Origin of the sequence: Streptomyces sp. ID05-26A, from assembly GCF_033794685.1 — a bacterium.
GTDB lineage: Bacteria > Actinomycetota > Actinomycetes > Mycobacteriales > Pseudonocardiaceae > Lentzea.
Genome location: NZ_JARAYZ010000001.1, coordinates 904,169 through 928,055, shown reverse-complemented (window position 1 = coordinate 928,055; position 23,887 = coordinate 904,169). Strand labels below are relative to the sequence as shown.

The window sequence follows — 23,887 nt, the reverse complement described above, 5'->3', positions numbered from 1 at the left end:
TGGGGGGAACGACAACCATGGATAGCTGCAGCTTCGGTCTGCTCGGAGAGCTGTCGATCGACGACGGCGCGGTGACGCTCAACGCGAGCAAGCTGCGAGGCCTGCTCGCCGCGCTTCTGCTGGACGCGGGGAACCCGGTGTCGCAGTGCGAGCTGGTCGAGCGGATCTGGGACGAGCCGCCATCGCGGGCGAATTCGACCCTGCAGGTCTACGTCGTTCGCCTGAGGCACGCACTGGGGTCGTTCGGTCGCTCTGTCGTGCGCAGCAGCACGGGCTACCGCATCGACGTGGACGCAGAGCAGGTCGACCTGCACAGGTTCCGCAGCCTGGCCTCGCGTCACGACCCCGACGCCCGGACCGAACTCGGTGATCTCCGTGAGGCACTGGCGCTCTGGCGTGGGCCCGCGCTTGCTGACGTGACTTCTGAAGGCATGCGGTTCGAGGCTGACCGGCTCGACGAGGAACGACTCGTCGCCGTCGAGCGCCGGATGGAGCTGGAGATAGGGCTGGGCGCGCACCGCGAACTGGTGCCCGAACTGCGTGCGCTGACCCGGCTGCACCCCTTGCGCGAGCGGTTCGCGGAGTTCCTGATGGTGGCGCTGCACCGGGGAGGGCGTTCGGCGGATGCCTTGGAGGTCTACCGGGTTGTTCACCGGATGTTCGCCGACGAGTTGGGTGTGCGGCCCGGACGGCGGCTGGCAGAGCTCAACGATCAGATCCTGTGCGGCCGTGAAATTGGCTCGCCATCTTGTTTGGGGCCGCTTAACCGCCGTTAACGAGGGGCTGCCCGCAAAGCCTCGTGTGCGAGTTCCTACACTTCGGGACATGAGCGACGCGGACAAGGCCGTCACGCACGAGCTGGTCGTCCAGCGGCTCGCCGGGGAAATGTTCCGAGCGGCCGCGTGGGCCGCGCTCGGCACGTTTGTCCTCGGTGTGGCCGTGTCAACTGTGATCTGGGGGACCGCTGGTCTCTACGGGTCATTGATCGGTGGTGCGATCGCCATCGTTTCCAGCCTCGCGACGCTGTTGTTGATGAGCAAGACGGCGAGCCTCGATCCGATGTTCGTGATGGTCGCCGCGCTCGGCGGATTCATGGGCAAGCTGCTCGTGCTGCTACTCGCGGTGATCCTGCTGCGCAACCAGTCGTGGCTCGAACCCAAGGCCCTTGGAATCACCCTGGTGGCGACTGTGCTCGTGACGTCGTTTCTGGAGGCCAGAGCCTCGAAGCGCAGTCGTAGCCAGATGGTCGTCCCCGCCTCCGACGGCGCCTAGACCTGCTGATATGGTCCGCGCAGACCAGGGACACCCGATAGCAGGGGTGCCTCTGGCAGTCGCTTGCGAACCGTAAGGTACGTTAAGTCCAGATCGTGACGATTCCCCCGGCGGAGTGAACGCCGGCCGGGAGAACCGGAAGGAACACAGTGACCAAGTTGCTGGCTTCGGGGGGCGAGTTCGTCGCTCCCGGTGTGAAGGACTTCTTCCTCCCGCCGATCTTCGGCTCGGTCACGAAGCCGATGGTCCTGCTGGTGCTGTCGATCGTGATCATCGGCCTCTTCTTCATTGTGGCCACCCGGAACCTGAAGGTGATCCCGGGCAAGTTCCAGTTCGCCGCCGAGTCGGTTTACGACTTCGGGCGCAACAACATCGCCCGCGAGCAGATCGGCGCGAAGGACTTCAAGCCCTTCATCCCGCTGATCCTCACGATCTTCTGCTTCATCCTGGTGAACAACCTGTTCGGGCTCGTCCCGATCGTGCAGTTCCCCACGATGTCGCACATCGGCTTCCCGCTCGCCGTTTCGTTGTTCGTCGTTTACCCCGTGTACCACTTCGTCGGGTTCAAGCGGCACGGCTTCGTGGGCTACTTGAAGCACCAGACGATTCCGCCGGGCGCGCCGTGGTTCGTGCTCCCGCTGCTGATTCCGATCGAGTTCTTCCAGAAGTTCATCCTGAACCCGCTCACGCTGGCGATCCGAGTTTTCGCCGCCATGTTCGCGGGTCACCTCCTGCTGCTGGTCTTCACCCTGGCCGGTGAGTTCCTGCTGCTCAACGGCGGGATCACCGTCATCGTGGCGCCGGTGTCCTTCGCCTTCGCCATCGCGCTGACCTTCCTGGAGGCACTGATCATGTGCCTGCAGGCCTACATCTTCGCGCTGCTGTCTGCCAGCTACATCGGCATGGCGCTGGCAGAAGAGCACTGAGTAAAAGCACCACAAAGCCTCCGATCCGCGAACACTCGCGGGCCGAGTTGGAAAGGGAACAGCAACAGTGAGCGCTCTCCAGATCGCCCAGGCCTTCGACGGAAACATCAACCCGGGTCTTGCGGCCATCGGTTACGGCCTCGCCGCGATCGGCCCCGGCATCGGTGTCGGCCTGATCTTCTCCTCGGTCATCAGCGGCACCGCCCGCCAGCCCGAGGCCCGCGGCGTGCTGCTCAGCCTCGCGTGGACCACCTTCGCCATCGTCGAGGTCCTCGCGCTGATCGGCTTCGTCGTGTACTTCATCGCGACTGCCGCGACCGGCGCCTGACCTAACCCTTCAACGCGTTAGGAGACGTCGTGTTCCACGCTCTGATCGTGGCCGCGGAGGACCCTGCGAAGGTCAACCCGGTCCTTCCGCACACCTCGGAGATCATCCTCGGTCTCGTCGCGTTCCTGCTCCTCCTCTTCGTGGTCAAGAAGTTCGTCTCACCGCGCTTCGAGGCGTTGTACGAGGAGCGGACGGCCAAGATCGAGGGTGGCATCGAGAAGGCGGAGCAGGCTCAGGCCGAGGCTCAGCGTGCTCTCGAGCAGTACAAGGAGCAGCTGGCCGAGGCTCGCGCCGAGGCCGCGCGCATCCGTGACGACGCTCGGGCCGAGGGCCTGCAGATCGTCGAGGAGCTGCGCGAGCAGGCGCAGGCCGAGTCCGCGCGCATCGTCGCGCAGGGCCAGCACCAGCTGGACGCCCAGCGCGCCCAGATCGTCGCGGAGCTGCGCGCCGACCTCGGCCGCACCGCCGTCGAGCTGGCGAGCAAGGTCGTGGGCGAGTCCCTCGAGGACGACTCCCGCCGCCGTGGCACCGTCGACCGCTTCCTCAACGAGCTGGACGCCGTCGCGGCGCCGGCGAGCAAGTAGAGGCAGCCGATGACGTTGCATGCCGCAAGTCGTGAAGCTCTGGCAGCCGCGGAACTGCGGCTGCTGGAGCTGGCCGACGCCACCACGTCGACGGACGACCTCGCCAAGCTCGGCGAGGAGCTCTTCGCCGTGCTCGGCCTGCTGATCGAGCAGCGGACGCTGCGCGGCTCGCTGGCCGACGCCTCGTCCGAGGCCGCCGGTCGTGAGCAGCTGGCTCGCGGCCTGTTCGCGGGCAAGGTGAGCGACGCGACGCTGCAGATCCTGGTCGCCGTCGTGACCTCGCGCTGGTCCAGCCCGCGCGAGCTCGTCGACGGTGTCGAGTCGCTCGCCCGCACCACGCTGCTGGTGCGTGCCGAGCGCGACGGCCAGCTCGACTCGACCGAGGACGAGCTGTTCCGCCTCGGCCGCATCGTGGCTGGTTCGAACGAGCTCGAGCTGTTGCTGGCGGACCCCGCCGGTGACGTCTCCGGCAAGGTCGTGCTGGTCGACTCCCTGATCGAGGGCAAGGTCAGCCCGGTCACCAAGACGCTGGTGGACCAGCTGGTTCGTCACCCGCGCGGAGTGCGCGTGGCGGACGGGCTCTCCGAGCTCGCTGACCTCGCGGCCAAGCGCCGTCAGCGTTCCGTCGCGCACGTGAAGTCCGCGGTGGAGCTGACCGCCGAGCAGGTCGACCGCTTGACCGCGACGCTGACCACGATCTACTCGCGCCCGATCGCTCTGCACGTGGAGGTCGACCCTTCGCTGGGCGGCGGCCTCACGATCAAGATCGGCGACGAGATCATCGACGGAAGCATCGCCGGCCGGTTGGCGGCACTGCGCCGCAATCTCGCCAGCTAGCCCCCGAGCCCTTTCCCAAGAACGAAGAAGTGAGAGCAGGAACGACATGGCGGAGCTGACGATCTCGTCGGACGAGATCCGCAGTGCGATCGAGAAGTACGTCTCGAGCTACTCCCCGGAGGTCAGCCGGGAAGAGGTCGGTACCGTCTCCGAGACCTACGACGGCATCGCCATCGTCGAAGGCCTTCCGGGCACGATGACCAACGAGCTGCTCGAGTTCCCCGGCGGCGTCCTCGGCGTCGCCCTGAACCTCGAGGTCCGCAACATCGGTGCGGTCATCCTCGGTGACTACGACAAGATCGAAGAGGGCCAGGAAGTCCGCCGGACGGGCAAGGTCCTGTCCGTGCCGGTCGGCGACGGCTTCCTCGGTCGCGTCGTCAACCCGCTGGGCCAGCCGATCGACGGCCTCGGTGACATCGTCGCCGACGACAACCGCGCGCTCGAGCTGCAGGCCGCTTCCGTGCTGCAGCGCCAGCCGGTGTCCGAGCCGATGCAGACCGGCATCAAGGCCATCGACGCGATGACCCCGATCGGCCGCGGTCAGCGTCAGCTGATCATCGGTGACCGCAAGACCGGCAAGACCGCGGTCTGCATCGACACGATCATCAACCAGAAGAAGGCCTGGGAGTCGGGCGACCCCAAGCAGCAGGTGCGCTGCGTCTACGTCGCCATCGGCCAGAAGGGCTCCACCATCGCGGGCGTCAAGACCGCGCTGGAGGAGGCGGGCGCGCTCGAGTACACGACGATCGTCGCCGCCCCCGCTTCTGACTCCGCGGGCTTCAAGTGGCTGGCGCCGTACACCGGTTCCTCCATCGGCCAGCACTGGATGTACCAGGGCAAGCACGTCCTGATCATCTTCGACGACCTGACCAAGCAGGCCGAGGCGTACCGCGCGATCTCGCTGCTGCTGCGTCGCCCGCCGGGCCGCGAGGCCTACCCCGGCGACGTCTTCTACTTGCACTCGCGTCTCCTCGAGCGTTGCGCGAAGCTGTCGGACGAGATGGGCGGCGGCTCGATGACGGGTCTCCCGATCATCGAGACCAAGGCGAACGACGTGTCGGCGTACATCCCGACCAACGTCATCTCGATCACCGACGGTCAGTGCTTCCTCGAGTCCGACCTGTTCAACGCCGGTGTGCGTCCGGCCGTCAACGTGGGTATCTCGGTCTCCCGCGTCGGTGGTGCCGCGCAGATCAAGGCGATGAAGTCGGTCGCGGGCTCGCTGCGTCTCGACCTGTCGCAGTTCCGCGAGCTGGAGGCCTTCTCCGCGTTCGCGTCCGACCTCGACGCCGCGTCGCGCGCCCAGCTGGACCGCGGTGCCCGTCTGGTCGAGCTGCTCAAGCAGGGCCAGTACTCCCCGGTCCCCGTCGAGGAGCAGGTCGTCGAGATCTACGCCGCGACCAAGGGCCACCTGGACGACGTCCCCGTCGCCGACATCCGTCGCTTCGTGGCCGACTTCAAGGACTCGCTGCGCCGCAACCACGCCGACCTGCTGGGCTCGATCGTCGAGACCAAGCAGTTCGGTGACGACGCCCAGCGTCGCGTGGTCGACGCCGTGAACGAGTTCAAGAAGCAGTTCACCGCTTCGGACGGCTCGACCATCGTCAACGAGGCCCCCGAGAAGGCGCTCGACGCCGACAAGGTCGGCCAGGAATCGGTGAAGGTCAACAAGCCCGAGCCGACCAAGAAGTGATCTGAGCCATGGGCGCACAGATTCGGGAGCTCCGCCAGCGGATCCGAACGGTCAACTCGACCAAGAAGATCACGAAGGCCTACGAGCTCATCGCGACGTCTCGCCTCGCGAAGGCGCAGACCAGGGTCGCGGCCTCCCGGCCGTACGCGGAAGAGATCACTAACGTGCTCTCCGCGTTGGCCGAGGCCTCGGCGAACCTCGACCACCCGCTGCTGACGGAACGCGAGAACCCGAAGCGCGCCGCAGTGCTGGTGATCACGAGCGACAAGGGCATGTGCGGCGGTTACAACGCCAACGTGCTCAAGGCCGCCGAGCAGCTGCTGCAGCTGCTCCGGTCCGAAGGCAAGGAGCCGGTGCTGTACGTGGCCGGCCGCAAGGGCCAGGGCTACTACCAGTTCCGCCGCCGCGAGGTCACGGGCGCGTGGAGCGGGTTCTCGCAGACCCCGCACTACGTGAACGCGGTCGAAGCCGGTGACGCGGTGGTGGAGGCGTTCCTGGAGGGCACGGAGAACGGCGCGCAGGGCGTGGACGAGATCCACGTCGTGTACACCGAGTTCAAGTCCATGCTCGTCCAGACGCCGGCCGCCAGGCGGATCGCGCCGATGGACGTCGAGTACACCGGCGAGACCCCCAAGGGCCCGCGCGCGGTGTACGACTTCGAGCCGAGCGCGGAGACGCTGCTGGGCGCGATGTTGCCCAAGTACGTCAAGACTCGCCTGTTCTCCGCCATGCTGGAGGCGGCGGCTTCGGAGTCGGCTGCCCGTCGTACGGCCATGAAGGCCGCGACGGACAACGCGACGGAGCTGGTCCGGAACCTCAGCCGGGCGGCGAACTCGGCCCGTCAGGCCCAGATCACCCAGGAGATCAGCGAGATCGTCGGTGGCGCTGCCGCGCTTACCGGTGGCGCAGGAAGTGATGAGTGACATGAGTGCTACTGCCACCACCACCCGCACCGGCCGTGTGGTCCGGGTGATCGGTGCGGTCGTCGACGTGGAGTTCCCGCGCGACGCCGTGCCCGAGCTGTTCAACGCCCTGAAAGTGGAGATCACTTTCGAGGCCGTCGCCAAGACGCTGACCCTCGAGGTCGCGCAGCACCTCGGCGACAACCTCGTCCGCACCATCTCGATGCAGCCGACCGACGGTCTGGTCCGCGGCGCGCCGGTGTCCGACACCGGCAAGGCCATCTCGGTGCCCGTCGGTGACGTCGTCAAGGGCCACGTGTTCAACGCCCTCGGTGACTGCCTCGACGTGCCCGGCCTCGGCCGCGACGGCGAGCAGTGGGGCATCCACCGCAAGGCTCCGTCGTTCGACCAGCTCGAGGGCAAGACCGAAATCCTCGAGACCGGCGTCAAGGTCATCGACCTGCTCACCCCGTACGTCAAGGGTGGCAAGATCGGCCTGTTCGGCGGCGCGGGTGTCGGCAAGACCGTGCTCATCCAGGAGATGATCACGCGTATTGCCCGCGAGTTCTCCGGTACGTCGGTGTTCGCCGGCGTCGGTGAGCGCACCCGTGAGGGCACGGACCTCCACCTCGAGATGGAAGAGATGGGTGTTCTCCCGGACACCGCTCTCGTCTTCGGTCAGATGGACGAGCCGCCCGGCACGCGTATGCGCGTCGCGCTGTCCGCTCTCACGATGGCGGAGTACTTCCGCGACGTGCAGAACCAGGACGTGCTGCTCTTCATCGACAACATCTTCCGCTTCACCCAGGCCGGTTCCGAGGTGTCGACCCTGCTGGGCCGCATGCCTTCCGCCGTGGGTTACCAGCCGACGCTGGCCGACGAGATGGGTGAGCTCCAGGAGCGCATCACCTCGACGCGCGGTAGGTCGATCACCTCGCTGCAGGCCATCTACGTGCCCGCGGACGACTACACCGACCCCGCCCCGGCGACCACCTTCGCCCACCTGGACGCGACGACGGAGCTTTCCCGTCCGATCTCCCAGAAGGGCATCTACCCGGCCGTCGACCCGCTGTCGTCGTCGTCTCGAATCCTCGAGCCGTCGATCGTCGGCGAGGAGCACTACCGGGTGGCCCAGGAGGTGAAGCGGATCCTGCAGAAGTACAAGGAGCTGCAGGACATCATCGCCATCCTCGGCATGGACGAGCTGTCCGAAGAGGACAAGGTCCTCGTCGGTCGCGCGCGTCGTCTCGAGCGCTTCCTCGGCCAGAACTTCTTCGTCGCGGAGAAGTTCACCGGCCAGAAGGGCTCGTTCGTCCCGATCAAGGAGACGGTCGAGGCCTTCGACCGGGTCTGCAAGGGCGAGTTCGACCACTTCCCGGAGCAGGCGTTCTTCTCCTGCGGCGGGTTGGACGACGTCGAGGCCAACGCCAAGAAGCTTGCCGGTAACTGAGCTTCTGCCTGACTCTTGGGGCCGTTCCTCCATTGTGGAGGAGCGGCCCTTTGGGTTTTCGGGGTGCGGTTGGGTGCGTGTGGTCGCGTTCCAGCGGGGTTGGTCGCCTCCCCGTTCTTCGGCTTCGGGTTTCCGTTCAGTGGAAATCGGGCTCCCCTTGTTGGTGGTCTCGCCGCACCATTCACGGCAGCTCAAGCCAAGGCTGTCGGGGGCGAGGGAGTGCTTGTGAACAAGTGGGTGTTGCCGCTCTGCTGGACCGCCGTCCTTTTGGACGGCTTTGACCTCGTGGTGCTCGGCACGGTGATTCCTGTGTTGTTGCAGGAGAAGTTGCTGACCACCGGGTCGGCCAGCGTTGTGTCCACGGCCGGGTTGGTCGGGATGATGCTCGGTGCGTTGGTGATCGGGACCATCACCGATGTCGTCGGTCGGCGCAAGGTGATGATTTTTGCCGTCGCCGGGTTTTCCGTGTTCACGTTGGCCTGTGCGTTCGCGCCTGATGCCACGACTTTCGGCGTGCTGCGCTTTCTTGCCGGGCTTGGGCTCGGTGGGTGTTTGCCCACCGCTATCGCGTTGGTCAACGAGGCTCGGCCCCAGCAGGGTGGGCGGGCCACCACGCTCATCATGACCGGGTATCACGTGGGTGCCGTCATCACGGCGTTGCTCGGGATCGTGCTCATCCCTCAGGTGGGGTGGCGGTCGCTGTTCGTCGTGGGGGCGTTGCCCGCGTTGGTGTTGATTCCCTTGATGGTCAAGTACTTGCCTGAGACCGCGGTGCGTCGGGCTCCTGCGTTGGAGGCTGTCGGGTCGTTGTTCCGGCCCGGGCTTCGGCGGGCCACTGTCGCGTTCTGGGTCGCCTCGTTCATGGGGCTGTTGCTCGTGTACGGGTTGAACACCTGGTTGCCGCAGATCATGCGCAGCGCCGGGTACGAGCTCGGGACTGCGTTGGCGTTGTTGTTGACGCTCAACGTCGGTGCTGTGGTCGGGCTTGTGATCGCCGGTGCTGTTGCTGACCGGGTCGGGATTCGGCCTGCTGCCATCGGGTGGTTCGCCGGTGCTGTGGTGTTCTTGGCTCTGTTGAGCATCAAGTTGCCCGGGGTCGGGGTTTACGTCGCGGTGTTCTTGGCCGGGTGTTTCGTGTTCAGCGCCCAGGTGCTCGTTTATGCCTATGCGGGGCGGGTTTACGAGGAGAACCGGGCCACCGGTATCGGGTGGGCCGCTGGGATTGGGCGGTTGGGTGCCATTAGTGGGCCGTTGCTTGGCGGTGCGTTGCTCACGGCTGGGATGGCGCATCCGTGGGGCTTCTACGCGTTTGCGTTCATAGCTGCGTTGGGTGCTACGGCCGTTGGTGCGATTGGGCTGAAGGCGAAATCGGTCGTGGGGACGGCTGGGTGATGGCAAGGTCGTCGTATGGCCCTACACGTTCCTTACGACGACCCCGGGACGCCTGACGTTCGTTCGCCCTGGCGGTACCTGTGGTGGCTCGTGCTCGTGCAGCGCCGGCGGGTGCTCGCCGGGGCGTGGTGGGGGTCGCTGTCGATGTGCCTGCTGATCCTGCCGCCGTACCTCATCTCGCGGGCCGTCGAGGACGGTCTGCGCGGTGGCGACCGGGGTGCGTTGCTGGGGTGGTGCGGTGCTCTGCTCGCGGTGGCCGTCGGGATGGCGCTCGTCTTCATCGCTCGGCACCGCACGATGACGTTGGTGCGGACCGACGCCTCGTTGCGCACGGCGCAGGTCGTGGTCCGGCACGTCACCCGGCTGGGCGGGGTGGTGCGGCGGAAGCTGTCCACCGGGGAGCTGACGTACCTGCAGAACGGGGACACGGCGCGGATCGCGCACGCGTTGACCAGTACCGGGCCCGGGGTCGGGGCGGTGGTCGCGTACGCGGCCACGGCGGTGTTGCTGGTGCGGATCTCACCCCTGGTCGCCGTCGTGGTGTTGCTCGGGGTGCCGGTGCTCGCCGTGGTGACCGGGCCGGTGTTGCGGCGGTTGCACGCCGTCGAGGCCGACTACCGGCAGCGGCAGGGGGAGTTGAGCTCGCGGGCCGGGGACATCGTGGGCGGGTTGCGGGTGTTGTCCGGGATCGGCGGGAAGCCGGCGTTCGAGACGCGGTTCCGGACCCTGTCCCGGGAGGTTCTCCGGGACGGCTACCGGGTGTCGGCCTGGCTGAGCTGGGTGCAGGCGCTGACGTGGGGGCTGCCCGCGTTGTTCCTCGCCGTGGTCACGTGGATCGTCGCGCGGATGGTGGTGACCGGAGCGATCACGATCGAGGAGACGGTCGCGGTCTACCTGTACGTCACCACGCTGACGGTGCCGGTCGCCTTCTTCATGGAGGGGGCCGACGCGATCCCGCGTGCCCTGGTGTCGGCGCGGCGGGTCATCGACGTCCTCCGGTTGCAGCCGGAGGAGAAGGACGACGGTACCGGGCCGCTGGACGTCAAGACCGGGGCGCTGACCGTGGTCGTCTCGGCGAACGCGACGCTGGCCAGGGAGTCCGTCGACCGGCTGCCCGGGGTGGTGGCGGACAACGACGACTACCTGTTCGCGGGGACGGTGCGGGAGGCGGTGTCCGTTGCCGTGCACAGTGACGCCGAACTGGACGCGGCGTTGCACGCGGCGGCCGCCGTGGACGTCGTGGAGGCGATGCCGGACGGACTGGACTCGCACCTGGAGTCGCAGGGGCGCAACGTGTCCGGCGGTCAGCGGCAACGTCTGCGGCTCGTCCGGGCGTTGCTGAGCGAACCGGACCTGCTGGTGCTGGTGGAGCCGACGTCCGCGCTCGACGCGGTGACCGAGGCGGCCGTGGCGAAGCGGGTGCGGGAGAGACGGTCGGGGCGGACCACCGTCGTCGTGTCGGCGTCGCCGTTGTGGGCGGGGCAGGCGGATCAGGTCGTGCACCTGGAGGAGACCCGATGACCAGGTTGCCGATCGCCGGCCGTCGTGAGGTCCGGGAGGCGGCCGGGCGGCTGCTCCGGGGTGAGCGGCCCGCGCTGGTCGTGGTGCTCGTGCTCACGGCGCTCTCGGCGTTGTCGGGTCTCGTCGGGCCCTACCTGCTCGGCAAGATCGTCGGTGGGGCGGAGGCCGGGTCGCTGACGCTGTCCACTGTGGACAAGCTCGCGCTCGGGGTGCTCGGTGCGGCCGTGGTGCACCTGTTGCTGGTGCGGTACAGCGTTCTGCTGACGGCACGGCTCGGCGAACGGTTCCTGGCCTCGTTGCGCGAGGAGGCGGTGACGCGCACGCTGGCGTTGCCCGCGCGCGTGGTCGACAGGCTGAGCGCCGGTGATCTGCTCACCCGCGTGACGAGCGACGTCGGCACGGTCGGCCTGGCGTTGCGGGACGGCGTGCCCGAACTGCTCGCGGGGGCCGTGCACCTCCTGGTCGTGTTCGTCGCGGTGTTCTGGCTGGACCCGCTGCTCGGCCTCGTTTCGCTGGTCGGCATGCCGTTCGTGGTGTGGGTGGTGCGCTGGTACCTGGCCCGTGCGCGTGCGGCGTACCTCGCGGAGAGCGAGGCCAACGGCGACGTGGCGGAGATGTCCGCGGCGGTCGGCGAGGGCAGCCGGACGATCGAGACGTACGGCCTGAGGGATCGGATGGTGGCGGCGGCGGACAGCGCCATCGCGCGCTCGTACCGGACGCGGCTGCGGACGCTCGCGCTCAGGAACGTGCTGTTCCCGGTGACCACCTTCGTGAACGTGCTGCCGGCCGTGCTGGTGCTGCTCGTCGGTGGCTTCTTCTACATGTCCGACGGTGTGCGGATCGAGGTCGTCGTCACGGCCGTGCTCTGGGTGTGGCGACTGGTGGAGCCGATGGACCGCATCCTGTTCTGGGTCGAGTTCCTGCAGCGCGGCGGTGCGTCGTTCGCGCGGATCGAGGGCATCGGGGCCCACGTCGAACCCCCGCCCGTCGTCGGGGAACCGGACGGCGACCGCATCGAGGTGAGCGGGGTTCGGTACTCCTATGTGGACGGCCACGAGGTGCTGCACGGCGTGGATCTCGTGGTGCAGCAGGGAGAACGACTGGCGATCGTCGGTGTCTCCGGCGCGGGCAAGTCGACGCTGGGCCGGTTGATCGCTGGTGTCGACCGGCCGGGGGAGGGCTCCGTGCTGGTCGGTGGAGTGCCCGTCGCGGACCTGGCGGCAGCGGGAGAGCAGCGGATCGTGCTGGTGACGCAGGAACATCACGTGTTCATCGGCACCGTCCGGGAGAACCTCGCGATGGCGGCCCCGGACGCTCCGGACGAACGGCTGCTCGAAGCGTTGCGCACCGTGGACGCGCGGTGGTTCGAGGCCCTGCCCGAAGGCCTGGACGCACAACTCGGTGCGGGCGGGCTGGAACTGGATCCCGCGCAGGCGCAGCAGTTGGCGCTCGCTCGCGTCGAGGTCGCCGATCCGCACACGCTGGTGCTGGACGAGGCCACGTCGTCGCTCGACCCGGCGACGGCCAGACACGCGGAGCGCGCGATCGCGGCCGTGCGGGAGAACCGCACGGTGATCGCGATCGCGCACCGGTTGCAGACCGCACGCGACGCCGACCGGATCGCGGTCGTCGACGCGGGGCGGGTCGTGGAGCTGGGATCGCACGACGACCTGGTCGCCAGAGACGGCACCTACGCGACGCTCTGGCGCTCGTGGCACGGCTAGGCCTTGTCTTGCAAGTTCATTGGGCGATAGTGGCAGCCGAGGGCCCCGGAGACGGTGCCGCCGCAACGCCCGGATACGCCCGGTATGAGGGCATCGCGGAGGCACCGTCTCCGGGCGCTCGCCCGCGCCTCTCACCGAATGAACTCGCAGGACACGACCTGGGCACCGGTCATGCCGTCGATCCCCTCGCGCGGGAAGTCGGCGTGACCGTTGTGCCGCGCGTACTCGTGGCACAGGTGGTGCAGGACGAGCCTGAGCGACACGTGCTCATCCCAGCGTGGCTGAAACCCCTTCACGTCAAGGGATTCGGCCTCGCGTTCGATCCGGCGCGAGTGCTCGACCTCGGCCTGCCACGCCGCGAACGCCGCGGACCGCGTCGAGTCCGAGGCGTCGTAGGCGACCTGGGAGTCGCTCTCGGCCGACCAGACGTTCGTGACGTCCTCGCCGTTGATGACCCTGTGGAACCAGGTGCGCTCCACTTCGGCCATGTGCCGGACGAGGCCGAGCAGCGTGAGCGTCGACGGAGGCATCGAGCGGCGGCGAAGGTCCTCATCGGACAGTCCTTCGCACTTCATCGCGAGGGTGGCGCGGTGGAAGTCGAGGAACGCGCGCAGGGTATCGCGTTCGCCCGCTTGCAGCGGCGGGCTGGGACGTTCGGTGGTCACCGCGTCATTTTGGGTACAAAGGGTGTTCTCCGCACGTGGATTGGTGTAGGTGTTAGGACACGTCGTCTACGTGATTCTGGGGGAATCCATGATGCGTCGATCAGCGCTGGTCGCTGCAATTGCCTTGGTGTGCACCACCTTCACCGTCTCGAACGCCGTCGCGGCGGAACAGTCGGCGTGCGCGTGGGCCGTGTCGGAAGTGCCGGTGCCGGCTGGCTACGAGGCCAAGTACACGAACGTCAGAGGCACGGACAGCAAGGGCAACTACTCCGGCGACTCGCCGCGGCAGGGGCAGGGCCGCACGACCGAGCCGGTGATCTGGACCAACGGGCAGCCGCGCGTGCTCAAGCACCCGGACCCCAACGTGCAACTCTTCAACGTGATCGACGAGAACAGCTCGGGCACCGTGCTGCTGCTGGCCCTCGTCTCAGGCGGCGGCTACGCGACATACCTGTACACGGACGCGCACGGGACCTCGGGAACGTTCACCGAACTGCACGCTCCCGCGGGCTACCGGAGCTACGGTCCCGTCGCGCTCAACGAACGCGGTGACGTGCTCGGCGGCGCGGACAGGACGGCCGACGGCGCGCTCGTGGGACTGCTGTGGCCCGCCACGGGAGGCGCGGCCACGGTGATCGAACGGACCTGGGGCATCCCCGACGATCTGGACGACGACGGCACCGTGTTGCTGAGGGACTCGTCCGGGAACGGCGGATCCCTGTGGCGCGACGGAGTCGTGACGCCGCTCGCCTCCACCGGCAACACCCGCTTCGTCTCGGGCATCCGGGGCGGCAAGGTCATCGGCTACGAGGTCGTCGGCAACCCGCCCAGCGCGCAGGCTCTGCTGTGGGACGGCAGCGGTGCCGTGACGCCCATCGCGGGTGCGGCGTACGTCGACGGCATCAACGCCGGCGGCCTGGTGACCGGGCACGTCTCGACGCTCTGGGGCAAGCCGGGCGTCTGGCGGAACACGACGTTCGAGGCCGAGCTGCCGTTGCCGAGCGGCCACACCGACGTGGCGTCGTCGAACTTCGTCGTGGGTGACGACGACGAGCTCTTCGCCACGTCGAACGCCGGGCCGCTGCGCTGGAGCTGCGACTAGTGCGTGTCCTGTACGTCATCGGAGCCAGAGCACGATGGCGGCGATGGTGAGTTCGGCCTGGTAGTAGGCAACTCGCTTGGCGTAGCGGGTCGCGAGGTCGTGGAACTGCTTGAGCCGGTTGAAGCATCGTTCGACCACGTTGCGCTGCCTGTACAACTCGGCATCGAACGCCGGTGGCCGCCCGCCACGGGCGCCTTTGCTCACGCGGAGGGCGATCTGGTCGGTGCGTTCCGGACTGACGAACGTGATCTTCCGGCGGCGTAATGCTTGCCGCGTCGAGGGATGTGAGTAGGCCTTGTCCGCGATCACGACATGCGGTCGTGATCGCGGACGCCCAGGCCCGTCACGTCGGACGCGGATGCCGTCGAGCAGCGGCAGCAGCTGCGGGTTGTCTCCGGCCTGGCCGGCGGTGAGCAGCACGCGCATCGGCAGGCCGCGTCCGTCGACCGCGAGGTGGATCTTGGTGCTCAGTCCTCCGCGGGAGCGAGCGAGCCCTTCCCCGTCGACGGCAAGGGCTTCGACTTCGGTGCCGTAGCCCTCTTTTCCGGGTTCCGGCCGAGTGTTGATGCGCCCGGACAACGCTGGAGTCCACGCTGATCACCCACTCGACATCTCCGACGGAGTCGTCCTTGACGATCACCTCGTCCAGGACGCGGGCCCAGGTGCCGTACTTGGTCCACAACCGCAGCTGTTCGTGCGCGGTCTTCCACGGCCCATACCGTTCGGGCAGGTCACGCCACGGCGCACCGGTTCGTGACTTCCACAGGATCGCGTTGATCACCTGCCGGTGATCACGCCACCGCCCACCACCCGACACCGGCGGCAGCAACGGCGCGATCGCCGCCCACGCCCGATCCGTCAACTCACCGCGACCAACCACCGCAGGCAAGTACCAGATGCCCAGATCAACGGCTTGCAGGACAGGCTCTAGGGCAGCTGGATCACCCTGGGCACGCCCTTCTGGCGCACGGTGACCTCCCTGGTGCCCGCGGGGGCCAGCCACGCGTGGTCGCGCTCCTGGGGGCCGACGGTGGCGTTGAAGTCGGCGACGATCGTGCCCTGGCCGTCGGGCAGCGGCAGCACCGCCGGGTCCCCCTTGGCCACGGCCCTGCCGACGACGGGGGCGCTGAACGTGCCGTCCGGCCGGTAGAGCGCGCCGTACAGCTCGCCGTACGACTCGAACATCAGGGCGTAGCGGCCGTCGGGCAGCCACGCGCAGACGCTCCAGTCCGTGGTCCCCTCCCAGCTGACGACGTAGTCGAGCACCGCGCGTTTCTGCAGTTCCTGCCGCACCTTCTGCATCGTCAGGGCCTGCCACACCCTCTTCTGCGAGGGGGTCTGCTCCGGGGAGTCCGTGGCGCAGAAGTTCCCCTCCCAGCCGAGGCCGGGGTGGGGCTCGAACGGCAGGTCCGGTTGCAGGTCGCCGCTGATGATCGCGGGCTGGGTGAAGTCGTCGGACCGGGGAGTGACGTCGCCGCGCACGAACACAGGGCGTTCGTCCGCCGGCGCGACGGTGAAGACCACGCCGTCCTGGTCGTGGGGCGCGGAGGCCCACGTACGGGTCAGCCGACGGTCGGGGCCGCGCTTCGGGCTCTGCGACCAGAACACCGTCTTGCCGAGGGTCAGCACGACGTACTGGTCGCCGAGCGGCCCGAAGCGGTAGAGCCCTGCCTCGCGGTCCCTGGCCTCCGAGAGCACGACCTCGCGGTCCACCACCTTGCCGTCGGCGACGAGACCGACGAGCGTCGCGGGGCGCGCGGAGGTGAGCACCTTCACCTCCTGCGCGACCAGCGCCGCGGGGCCGGTCGGCGTCTGCCCGGTCCAGAACACGTTCGGCTTCGACGAGACCTCGGCCACGGGCTCGTCCCGCTTCCACGGCTCGTCCGCCTGCGCTTCGGTCCACAGGTGCAGCGCGGTCGCGGTCAACTCGGCGTCGCCGGCGAGCGGACCGACCGGCGCCGCCGTCAGCCGCGGGTCCGCCGGCTGGTCCGGCGTCCGGGTCAGCACCACCCCCGTCGTCACGCCGGCGAGCAGCGCCGCCGCCGCGGTCACCGCCACCAGTCTGCGCGTGCGCATCCGCCGTCCCCCCGCCATCACGTCGCCCACGAAGCCGGGCCGCACGTCGAGCTCCGCCGTCGCGGCCTCCATCGCCTGCTTCAGTTCCACGTCAGCACCTGCTCACCCATCAGTTCCCGCATGCGGGCGAGACCGCGCGAGGTCTGGCTCTTGACCGTGCCGATGCCGCAGCCGAGCGCCCGTGCCGTCTCGGCCTCGCTGAGGTCGTCGAAGAACCGCAGCACCAGGACGGCACGCATCCTCTTCGGCAGTTGCGCCAGCGCGCGCACCACGCTGTCCGCGTCGACCACCTGCTGCTCGTGCCCGCGCGCCGTAGGTACCGCCCCCAGTTCCAGCGGTGCCTCCGGTTTGCGTGAGCGCCGTCGCCAGCGGTTCGCGGCCGCGTTCGCCAGCCCGGCGCGGGCATACGCCTCCGGTGAGGACCTGATCCGGCGCCACTTGCCGTACATGCTCATGAGGACGTCCTGCAGAATGTCCTCAGCGGCGCCTTTGTCGCCGCCGCACAGCAGATATGCCGTGCGCAGCAATGCCTGCGAACGCAACGCCACGAAGTCCTCGAAGTCCTGCATGTCCCCCCTTCGGCGGCCGTCGAAGGTACTGACACCGGGCGGGGCGGCAAGGTTGTCAGGCGACCGTTTAGACTCAGATCGACTCCAGACGACGAGGGAGATACGCGTGGCCGAGATGACCGTTGAACTGGTCGCCGTTGAACGCCGTTTGTGGTCCGGTAAGGCCACCTCTGTTTCGGCGCAGACCACCGAGGGTGAGATCGGCATCCTGCCCGGTCACGAGCCCGTGCTCGGCCAGCTGGTCGAGGGTGGCGTGGTGCGCGTGCGCACGACGGACGGTGGCCTTGTCACCGCCGCCGTGCATGGTGGCTTCCTCTCCGTGACCGGCACCGGCGTTTCCATTCTCGCCGAGGACGCCGAGCTCGCGGGCGAGATCGACGTGGACGCGGCGCGCACTGCGCTGCAGGACGCGGACGACGCAGAGCGCGCACGTGCGGCAGCGCGCGTGCGGGCCGTGGAACAGTCGGCCTGAGACCGGGCACGAGGCCGCAGCCGTGGGGATCACCGAGATTGCCGGCCTGATCCTTCTTGGGGTGGCGATCGTCATCACCTACTTCGCCTGGCGCCGGATCCGGCTGCTGCGTGAGGGTGGGGTGCACGTCGCGTTGCGGAGCGTCTTCGACGACCGCGGGCGTGGCTGGCACCTGGGCGTGGGCCACTACCGGGGTGATTCGTTCGCGTGGTTCCGGGTGTTGTCGCTCGGGTCCGGGCCGAACGAGCTGATCTCCCGGGACGGGCTGGAGATCGACGCCCGGCGGGAGCCCACCGGGCCGGAGGCCTATGCGATGCCGGTGGGGGCGACGGTGCTCCGGTGCCGGTCCGCTTCCGGTGAGGTCGAGATCGCCATGGGGCCGGACGCGTTGACCGGGTTCCTGTCCTGGCTCGAGTCCTCGCCTCCTGGGCGAGCCATACCCTGGGCTTCCTGATCACTGACGTGAAGGGCGCGTTCCCCTCGGGGGGACGCGCCCTTCGTCGTTCTCAGGCGTTCTCGCCCGGCTGCCAGAGCACGTCACCGTCGGGGTTCGCCACCCGAGCGAGGATGAACAGCAGGTCGGACAGCCTGTTCAGGTACTTGGCCGTGAGCACGTTCGTGTGCTCGGCGTCGTCCTCGATCAGCGACCACGCCCGCCGTTCCGCGCGCCGGGAGATCGTGCGTGCCTGGTGCAGCAACGCGGCGCCGGGCGTGCCTCCGTTCAGGATGAACGAGTCGAGCTTGCCCAGGCGTTCGTTGAACGTGTCGCAGTAGCCCTCCAGGCGGTCCACGTAGGCCTGGGTCACGCGCAGCGGCGGGTACTTCGGGTCGGGGACGATCGGGGTGCAGAGGTCCGCTCCGACGTCGAAGAGGTCGTTCTGGACCTTGCGCACCACCTCGAAGACGTCCGGGGCCAGGTTTCCCAGGGCCAGAGCGACGCCGAGGGACGCGTTCGTCTCGTCCACGTCCGCGTAGGCCTCGATGCGTGGTGAGGTCTTCGGGACGCGGGAGAAGTCGCCGAGGCCGGTCGTGCCGTCGTCGCCGACCCGCGTGTAGATCTTGGTGAGATGTACCGCCATGGCTGGCACTTTAAGGCCGTACGTAGGATTGCCGCGTGAGCGAGCATTTCCGGGTACACGGTGGCGCAAGGCTGGTCGGCGAAGTTGATGTCGTCGGCGCCAAGAACAGCGTGCTCAAACTGATGGCCGCTGCCCTGCTGGCCGAGGGCACGACGACCATCACCAACTGCCCGGACATCCTCGACGTGCCGCTGATGGCGGACGCGTTGCGCAGCCTCGGGTGTGAGGTCGAGCTCGAGGACGACGTGGCGAGGATCACGACGCCCGCCGAGCTGAGCCACCGGGCCGACTCCGAGGCGATGGGCAAGCTCCGTGCCTCCATCTGCGTCCTCGGGCCGCTCGTCGGGCGCTGCAAGCGTGCCGTCGTGGCGCTGCCGGGTGGTGACGCGATCGGCTCGCGGCCGTTGGACATGCACCAGAGCGGGCTCGAGAAGCTCGGTGCGACCACGTGGATCGAGCACGGGTGCATCGTCGCCGAGGCCGAGGGGCTGCACGGCACGCAGATCTGGCTCGACTTCCCGAGCATGGGTGCCACCGAGAACATCCTGATGGCGGCCGTGCTGGCCACCGGCACGACGGTCATCGACAACGCCGCGCGCGAGCCCGAGATCGTCGACCTCTGCCTGATGCTCAACCAGATGGGCGCGAAGGTCGAGGGCGCCGGCACGTCCACGCTGACCGTGCACGGCGTCACCGAGCTCAAGCCGACCGAGCACCGCGTCATCGGCGACCGGATCGTGGGCGCCACCTGGGGTTTCGCCGCTGTCATGACGCGCGGTGACGTGCGGGTGCGCGGCGTGAACCCGCACCACCTCGACCTGGTGCTCGAGAAGCTGCGCATGGCCGGCGCCGAGGTCACCGTCTACGAGGGCGAGGACGAGGGGTTCCGCGTGGTCATGGAGGGGCGGCCCAAGGCCGTCGACTTCGTGACGCTGCCGTACCCCGGTTTCGCCACGGACAACCAGCCGTTCGCGATCGCGCTGTCCACGGTCTCCGAGGGCACCGCGATGATCACCGAGAACCTGTTCGAGTCCCGGTTCCGGTTCATCGACGAGATGATCCGGCTCGGGGCCGACGCGCGCACGGACGGCCACCACGCCGTGATCCGCGGCATCGAGACGCTGTCGAGCGCGCCGGTGTGGGCGTCGGACATCCGCGCTGGTGCCGGACTCGTTCTCGCTGGTCTGTGCGCTGACGGGGCCACCGAGGTCTACGAGATCTTCCACATCGAGCGCGGGTACCCCGGGTTCGTGGAGAACCTCCGCAAGCTCGGCGCCGACGTGGAGCGCGTCAGCTCCTGAGCACGAGCCGCGCGTTCGGGACGTCCGCCGGGAACACCATCACCTGGTACGGCGCGTGTCGCGAGCGCGTGGCGCGCACGCCGTTGCGCTTCAGCTTCTGCACGAGGACGTTCGCGGCCTCTTCCGTGGGCACGACCGCGACCTCGCTGAGCAACCCGAAGTCCGTGCCGTCCAGATCCGGCACGGCCCGCCTGTCGTTGCCCGCGAAGTACCGCAACACCAGAGCCAGCAGGCCGAGAACCCCGAACACGATCCCTGTCTGGTAGAAGCCCGTCACCTCCTCATCATGCTCTTTCTGGTCTCGATTCAGTGAGCAAGCGCACGCGCAGCAATGGTTACCGGCCAGTACGCTCCGTGGAACGACGATGTGGGAGGTTGCTGTGCCGTACCCAGCCGACCGGGAACGCGACCGCCCCTGGGTGATGCGGACCTACGCGGGTCATTCTTCGGCCGCGGCTTCCAACGCGCTGTACCGCCGGAATCTGTCCAAGGGGCAGACTGGGCTGTCGGTGGCGTTCGACCTGCCGACGCAGACCGGTTACGACCCCGACGACGAGCTCGCGAAGGGCGAGGTCGGCAAGGTCGGTGTGCCCATCAGCCACATCGGCGACATGCGGCAGCTCTTCGACCAGATCCCGCTCGCCGGCGCCAACACGTCGATGACGATCAACGCGACGGCCATGTGGCTGCTCGCCATGTACGTCACCGTGGCCGAGGAACAGGGCGCGGACCCGTCGGCGCTGGCCGGCACCACGCAGAACGACATCATCAAGGAGTACCTGTCCCGCGGCACGTACGTGTTCCCGCCGGGACCCTCGTTGAGGCTGATCACCGACATGGTCGCGTGGACCGTGACGAACGTGCCGAAGTGGAACCCGATCAACATCTGCAGTTACCACCTCCAGGAGGTCGGCGCGACGCCGGCACAGGAGGTCGCGTACGCGATGTGCACGGCGATCGCCGTCCTCGACTCGGTGCGCGACTCCGGTCAGGTGCCGCAGGAGAAGTTCGGTGAGGTCGTCGCTCGCATCTCCTTCTTCGTGAACGCCGGTGTGCGGTTCATCGAGGAGATGTGCAAGATGCGTGCGTTCTCCCAGTTGTGGGACGAGATCACGCTGGAGCGCTACGGCGTCGAGAACCCGAAGCACCGCCGGTTCCGCTACGGCGTGCAGGTCAACTCGCTGGGCTTGACCGAGGCGCAGCCGGAGAACAACGTTCAGCGCATCGTGCTGGAGATGCTCGCGGTCTCGTTGTCCCGCAACGCCCGTGCGCGTGCCATCCAGCTTCCCGCGTGGAACGAGGCCCTCGGCCTGCCGCGCCCGTGGGACCAGCAGTGGGCGTTGCGCATGCAGCAGGTCCTCGCCTACGAGACGGACCTGCTGGAGTACGCGGACATCTTCGACGGCTCACCGGTCATCGAGGCCAAGGTCAGCGAGATCCTCGCCGGTGCTCGCGAGGAGATCGACCGCGTGCAGGCGATGGGCGGTGCCGTCGCGGCCGTCGAGTCCGGCTACATGAAGTCGAACCTGGTGTCCTCACTGGCAGATCGCCGCCGCCGCGTCGAGGCGGGCGAGGACATCGTGGTGGGCGTCAACAAGTTCGACACGACCGAGCCGTCGCCGCTGCAGGCCGAGGGCGCGAACGCGATCGAGACCATCGACCCGATCGTCGAACTGCACGCCGTGGAAGCCATCCAGCAGTGGCGCGCCTCCCGTGACAACGCAGCTGTCGAAGCATCTCTGGACGCACTGCGCGAAGCCGCGAAGACAGACCAGAACCTCGTGGAGGTGACGCTGGCCTGTGCGCGCGCCGGTGTGACGACGGGCGAATGGTCGCAGGCGTTGCGTGAGACGTTCGGCGAATACCGTGCCCCCACAGGCGTTTCCGGCGCCTCCGCGTCGGGCGAGGCGGGCTCGGAGATCGCCCGCGTCCGCGACCGCGTGCGTGCCACCGGCGAGGAACTGGGCGAGCGCCTGCGGATGCTCGTCGGCAAGCCGGGCCTCGACGGCCACTCCAACGGCGCCGAGCAGGTCGCCGTGCGCGCCCGCGACGTCGGCTTCGAGGTCGTCTACCAGGGCATCCGCCTCACGCCGTCGCAGATCGTCTCGGCGGCCGTGCAGGAGGACGTGCACGTCGTGGGCCTCTCGATCCTGTCCGGCTCGCACCTCGAAGTGGTGCCCGCGGTGGTCGACGGCCTGCGCGCGGCCGGTGCCGGGGACATCCCGGTGATCGTCGGCGGCATCATCCCGCCGGACGACGCCGCGAAGCTGCGCGAGCGTGGTGTGGCGCGGGTGTTCACGCCCAAGGACTACGAGCTGACCGAGATCATGGACGAGATCGTCACCGTGATCCGAGAGGTGCGCGAGCTCGGCTAGGGCCTTACTGTCGCGGCATGGTCGACGTTGCGCGGGACGGGTCGGTAGTCCGGATCACGATGAACCGCGCGGCCAAGCGCAACGCGCTGTCCGCCGAGCACCTGAGCGAGTTGCTGGACGCGTTCCGCGAGGTGCGCGCGTCGGACGCGGCCGGCATCGTGCTGGCCGCCGACGGGCCGGTGTTCTCCGCCGGGCACGACTTCGCGGACGTGCACGCGCGTGACGAGGAAGGCGTGCGGCTGCTGCTGGAGCTGTGCACCGTGCTGATGAAGACCATCCAGTCCGCACCGCAGGTGGTGATCGCACGGGTGCAGGGGTTGGCAACGGCTGCCGGGTGTCAGTTGGTGGCGTCATGTGATCTCGCGGTGGCGTCGGACACGGCCGGGTTCTCGTTGCCCGGTGGCAAGGCCGGCTGGTTCTGCCACACGCCCGCGGTGCCGGTGGCGCGGTCGATCGGGCGCAAGCGGTTGATGGAGCTGGTGCTGACCGGCGACGTGATCGACGCGGCCACCGCGGTGGAGTGGGGACTGATCAACCGGGCCGTGCCCTCGGACCGGTTGGACGCTGAGGTCGACGATCTGCTGGCCCGTGCCACGCGGGGGAGTCGTGCGTCCAAGGCCATCGGCAAGCGGACGGTCTACGCGCAGCTCGACCGGCCCGAGGCGGACGGCTACGAGATCGCGCTGTCGGTCATGGCCGAGACCTCGCAGTCCCCGTCAGCCAAAGAGGGACGGGCGTCGTTCCTGGAGAAGCGGCCGCCCGTGTGGCCCGACTAGTCGCGAGGAGCCTCAGCGCGTCGGCGTTCGGGCCCGGCTCCGCCTGGTAGACCACCAGGAACTGGCCGGGTGCCTCGCGCACGTCGAACGAGTGGTAGCTCAGCTTGAGCGGGCCGACCGCGGGATGCACGAACTCCTTGGCGTCCTGGGTCTTTCCGCGCACCTCGTGGTGCTCCCAGAGTTCCTTGAAGACCGGGTTCTGGTTCAGTTCCGCGACCATCTGCCTGAGGCGCGCGGACTTCGGGTCCGCGGTCTGCCGCAGGTGCGCGACGGTGCTCTGCGCGACCCAGTTCCAGCGCGGGTAGAAGCTCGCGGCCACCGGGTCGAGGAACGTCATCCTGGCCGCGTTGTCGGCGGGGGTGAAGGGCTCGTAGAGGGCGTCGGCCAGTGCGTTCGAGGCCAGCATGTCCAGGAACCCGTTCATCACGAATGCTGGCATGTCGTGCATGCCGCTCATGAGCCGTCGCAGCTCGGGACTGACCTTGTCGCTGGTGTGGCCCTCGTCCGAGACGACCCCGGCCAGCCGGTGCAGGTGCGCGCGGGCGTCCGTGTCGAGGTGCAGCGCCCGGCTGAGGGCGTCGAGGACCTGCGCTGACGGGTTGGTCTCGCGGCCCTGTTCGAGGCGGGCGTAGTAGTCCGCGCTGACGCCGGCGAGCACCGCGACCTCTTCCCGCCGCAGGCCCTTGACCTTGCGCTGGGTGTGGCTCGGCAGGCCCGCGTCCTGGGGGTCGACGCGGGCGCGGTGGGCCTTCAGGAACTCGCCGAGCACGGTTCCGAGGATATTCGGAGTGGTCGTCGTCTGCCTGGGTGTGGCACTCCTAGGGAGAAGGTGTCCTGGTTGGG

25 protein-coding genes are annotated in these 23,887 nt (G+C 68.4%); 18 read left to right on the top strand and 7 right to left on the bottom strand.

Annotated elements, in window-relative coordinates; translation table 11 throughout:
- Window positions 1–17: 17 nt before the first annotated feature.
- From PV646_RS04555 to PV646_RS04500, 12 genes are all read left to right on the top strand, one after another.
- Window positions 18–776, top strand: a complete 759-nt coding sequence (locus PV646_RS04555) for an AfsR/SARP family transcriptional regulator (protein WP_500340185.1) — start codon at window positions 18–20, stop codon at window positions 774–776.
- A 49-nt stretch (window positions 777–825) separates the two neighbouring features.
- Complete coding sequence (locus PV646_RS04550; protein ID WP_500340184.1) at window positions 826–1,272, top strand: Cg1360 family ATP-synthase-associated protein; 447 nt, start codon at window positions 826–828, stop codon at window positions 1,270–1,272.
- A 149-nt stretch (window positions 1,273–1,421) separates the two neighbouring features.
- On the top strand, window positions 1,422–2,198 hold the full coding sequence (gene atpB, locus PV646_RS04545) for a F0F1 ATP synthase subunit A (protein WP_500340183.1): 777 nt from the start codon (window positions 1,422–1,424) through the stop codon (window positions 2,196–2,198).
- A 67-nt stretch (window positions 2,199–2,265) separates the two neighbouring features.
- Window positions 2,266–2,526 (top strand): ATP synthase subunit C-like protein, encoded by a 261-nt coding sequence (locus PV646_RS04540; RefSeq protein ID WP_500340182.1) that lies wholly within the window; start codon window positions 2,266–2,268, stop codon window positions 2,524–2,526.
- A gap of 29 nt (window positions 2,527–2,555) precedes the next feature.
- Window positions 2,556–3,110 carry a F0F1 ATP synthase subunit B gene (locus PV646_RS04535; RefSeq protein WP_500340181.1) on the top strand — a complete coding sequence of 185 codons (555 nt, stop codon included), beginning with the start codon at window positions 2,556–2,558 and terminating at the stop codon, window positions 3,108–3,110.
- 9 nt (window positions 3,111–3,119) lie between these two features.
- The gene (locus PV646_RS04530; RefSeq protein WP_500340180.1) at window positions 3,120–3,947 is read left to right on the top strand and encodes a F0F1 ATP synthase subunit delta; all 828 of its coding nucleotides are present in this window, start codon (window positions 3,120–3,122) and stop codon (window positions 3,945–3,947) included.
- Window positions 3,948–3,993: 46 nt separating this feature from the next.
- Window positions 3,994–5,640, top strand: a complete 1,647-nt coding sequence (atpA, locus tag PV646_RS04525; RefSeq protein ID WP_500340179.1) for a F0F1 ATP synthase subunit alpha — start codon at window positions 3,994–3,996, stop codon at window positions 5,638–5,640.
- A gap of 8 nt (window positions 5,641–5,648) precedes the next feature.
- Window positions 5,649–6,563: a F0F1 ATP synthase subunit gamma gene (locus PV646_RS04520; protein WP_500340178.1), complete on the top strand. Its 915-nt coding sequence runs from the start codon at window positions 5,649–5,651 to the stop codon at window positions 6,561–6,563.
- A gap of 1 nt (window position 6,564) precedes the next feature.
- Window positions 6,565–7,992 (top strand): F0F1 ATP synthase subunit beta, encoded by a 1,428-nt coding sequence (atpD, locus tag PV646_RS04515; RefSeq protein WP_500340177.1) that lies wholly within the window; start codon window positions 6,565–6,567, stop codon window positions 7,990–7,992.
- 225 nt (window positions 7,993–8,217) lie between these two features.
- Window positions 8,218–9,384, top strand: a complete 1,167-nt coding sequence (locus tag PV646_RS04510) for an MFS transporter (RefSeq protein WP_500340176.1) — start codon at window positions 8,218–8,220, stop codon at window positions 9,382–9,384.
- 15 nt (window positions 9,385–9,399) lie between these two features.
- Window positions 9,400–10,905, top strand: coding sequence for an ABC transporter transmembrane domain-containing protein (locus tag PV646_RS04505; RefSeq protein WP_500340175.1), 1,506 nt, complete (start codon window positions 9,400–9,402; stop codon window positions 10,903–10,905).
- Window positions 10,902–12,629 (top strand): ABC transporter ATP-binding protein, encoded by a 1,728-nt coding sequence (locus PV646_RS04500; RefSeq protein ID WP_500340174.1) that lies wholly within the window; start codon window positions 10,902–10,904, stop codon window positions 12,627–12,629. Before PV646_RS04505 ends, PV646_RS04500 begins: the two co-directional genes overlap by 4 nt.
- 131 nt (window positions 12,630–12,760) lie before the next feature.
- Here the strand turns inward: PV646_RS04500 and PV646_RS04495 are convergent, their stop codons facing one another.
- Window positions 12,761–13,294: a DinB family protein gene (locus tag PV646_RS04495; protein WP_500340173.1), complete on the bottom strand. Its 534-nt coding sequence runs from the start codon at window positions 13,292–13,294 to the stop codon at window positions 12,761–12,763.
- 127 nt (window positions 13,295–13,421) lie between these two features.
- On the opposite strand from PV646_RS04495, the gene PV646_RS04490 reads away from it, so the two are divergent.
- Entirely contained in the window at window positions 13,422–14,396 is a 975-nt protein-coding gene (locus PV646_RS04490; protein WP_500340172.1) for a hypothetical protein, read from the top strand.
- A 15-nt stretch (window positions 14,397–14,411) separates the two neighbouring features.
- Here PV646_RS04490 and PV646_RS04485 read toward each other — a convergent pair.
- The 3 genes from PV646_RS04485 to PV646_RS04475 form a co-directional block, all read right to left on the bottom strand.
- Window positions 14,412–15,276, bottom strand: a protein-coding gene (locus PV646_RS04485) for an IS5 family transposase (protein WP_500342266.1) whose coding sequence is annotated in 2 segments (ribosomal slippage) — window positions 14,412–14,924 and window positions 14,926–15,276 — 864 coding nt in all. Because the reading frame shifts where the segments join, the coding sequence is not laid out codon by codon here.
- 47 nt (window positions 15,277–15,323) lie between these two features.
- A complete protein-coding gene (locus PV646_RS04480) occupies window positions 15,324–16,562 on the bottom strand; it encodes a hypothetical protein (protein ID WP_500340170.1) in 1,239 nt (412 codons plus the stop codon).
- Window positions 16,553–17,041, bottom strand: coding sequence for a SigE family RNA polymerase sigma factor (locus tag PV646_RS04475; RefSeq protein WP_500340169.1), 489 nt, complete (start codon window positions 17,039–17,041; stop codon window positions 16,553–16,555). Before PV646_RS04475 ends, PV646_RS04480 begins: the two co-directional genes overlap by 10 nt.
- A 115-nt stretch (window positions 17,042–17,156) precedes the next feature.
- Here PV646_RS04475 and PV646_RS04470 point away from each other — a divergent pair, with 115 nt between their 5' ends.
- Both PV646_RS04470 and PV646_RS04465 read left to right on the top strand, forming a co-directional pair.
- Window positions 17,157–17,513, top strand: coding sequence for a F0F1 ATP synthase subunit epsilon (locus tag PV646_RS04470; RefSeq protein WP_166044914.1), 357 nt, complete (start codon window positions 17,157–17,159; stop codon window positions 17,511–17,513).
- A gap of 61 nt (window positions 17,514–17,574) precedes the next feature.
- Complete coding sequence (locus PV646_RS04465) at window positions 17,575–17,967, top strand: DUF2550 domain-containing protein (protein ID WP_500340168.1); 393 nt, start codon at window positions 17,575–17,577, stop codon at window positions 17,965–17,967.
- A 52-nt stretch (window positions 17,968–18,019) separates the two neighbouring features.
- On the opposite strand, the gene PV646_RS04460 is transcribed toward PV646_RS04465, so the two are convergent.
- The gene (locus tag PV646_RS04460) at window positions 18,020–18,592 is read right to left on the bottom strand and encodes a cob(I)yrinic acid a,c-diamide adenosyltransferase (RefSeq protein WP_500340167.1); all 573 of its coding nucleotides are present in this window, start codon (window positions 18,590–18,592) and stop codon (window positions 18,020–18,022) included.
- Between the two features lie 35 nt (window positions 18,593–18,627).
- Here PV646_RS04460 and murA point away from each other — a divergent pair, with 35 nt between their 5' ends.
- Entirely contained in the window at window positions 18,628–19,893 is a 1,266-nt protein-coding gene (gene murA, locus PV646_RS04455) for a UDP-N-acetylglucosamine 1-carboxyvinyltransferase (protein ID WP_500340166.1), read from the top strand.
- Here the strand turns inward: murA and PV646_RS04450 are convergent.
- Window positions 19,883–20,170 carry a hypothetical protein gene (locus PV646_RS04450; RefSeq protein WP_500340165.1) on the bottom strand — a complete coding sequence of 96 codons (288 nt, stop codon included), beginning with the start codon at window positions 20,168–20,170 and terminating at the stop codon, window positions 19,883–19,885. The genes murA and PV646_RS04450 overlap by 11 nt on opposite strands.
- Window positions 20,171–20,273: 103 nt before the next feature.
- Here PV646_RS04450 and PV646_RS04445 point away from each other — a divergent pair, with 103 nt between their 5' ends.
- Together PV646_RS04445 and PV646_RS04440 are read left to right on the top strand one after the other, a co-directional pair.
- Window positions 20,274–22,268, top strand: a complete 1,995-nt coding sequence (locus PV646_RS04445; protein ID WP_500340164.1) for a protein meaA — start codon at window positions 20,274–20,276, stop codon at window positions 22,266–22,268.
- Window positions 22,269–22,285: 17 nt separating this feature from the next.
- Complete coding sequence (locus PV646_RS04440) at window positions 22,286–23,044, top strand: enoyl-CoA hydratase-related protein (RefSeq protein WP_500340163.1); 759 nt, start codon at window positions 22,286–22,288, stop codon at window positions 23,042–23,044.
- Here PV646_RS04440 and PV646_RS04435 read toward each other — a convergent pair.
- A complete protein-coding gene (locus tag PV646_RS04435; RefSeq protein WP_500340162.1) occupies window positions 22,959–23,813 on the bottom strand; it encodes a helix-turn-helix transcriptional regulator in 855 nt (284 codons plus the stop codon). The two genes, PV646_RS04440 and PV646_RS04435, sit on opposite strands and share 86 nt — an antisense overlap.
- Window positions 23,814–23,887: the final 74 nt, after the last annotated feature.

Excerpts from the sequence above, each read along its gene's own strand:
- PV646_RS04555 (WP_500340185.1), top strand. The coding sequence starts at position 18 with ATGGATAGCTGCAGCTTCGGTCTGCTCGGAGAGCTGTCGATCGACGAC.
- PV646_RS04550 (WP_500340184.1), top strand. The coding sequence starts at position 826 with ATGAGCGACGCGGACAAGGCCGTCACGCACGAGCTGGTCGTCCAGCGG.
- PV646_RS04530 (WP_500340180.1), top strand. The coding sequence starts at position 3,120 with ATGACGTTGCATGCCGCAAGTCGTGAAGCTCTGGCAGCCGCGGAACTG.
- atpA (WP_500340179.1), top strand. The coding sequence starts at position 3,994 with ATGGCGGAGCTGACGATCTCGTCGGACGAGATCCGCAGTGCGATCGAG.
- PV646_RS04520 (WP_500340178.1), top strand. The coding sequence starts at position 5,649 with ATGGGCGCACAGATTCGGGAGCTCCGCCAGCGGATCCGAACGGTCAAC.
- atpD (WP_500340177.1), top strand. The coding sequence starts at position 6,565 with ATGAGTGCTACTGCCACCACCACCCGCACCGGCCGTGTGGTCCGGGTG.
- PV646_RS04505 (WP_500340175.1), top strand. The coding sequence starts at position 9,400 with ATGGCCCTACACGTTCCTTACGACGACCCCGGGACGCCTGACGTTCGT.
- PV646_RS04500 (WP_500340174.1), top strand. The coding sequence starts at position 10,902 with ATGACCAGGTTGCCGATCGCCGGCCGTCGTGAGGTCCGGGAGGCGGCC.
- PV646_RS04475 (WP_500340169.1), bottom strand. The coding sequence starts at position 17,041 with ATGCAGGACTTCGAGGACTTCGTGGCGTTGCGTTCGCAGGCATTGCTG.
- PV646_RS04470 (WP_166044914.1), top strand. The coding sequence starts at position 17,157 with ATGACCGTTGAACTGGTCGCCGTTGAACGCCGTTTGTGGTCCGGTAAG.
- PV646_RS04460 (WP_500340167.1), bottom strand. The coding sequence starts at position 18,592 with ATGGCGGTACATCTCACCAAGATCTACACGCGGGTCGGCGACGACGGC.
- PV646_RS04440 (WP_500340163.1), top strand. The coding sequence starts at position 22,286 with ATGGTCGACGTTGCGCGGGACGGGTCGGTAGTCCGGATCACGATGAAC.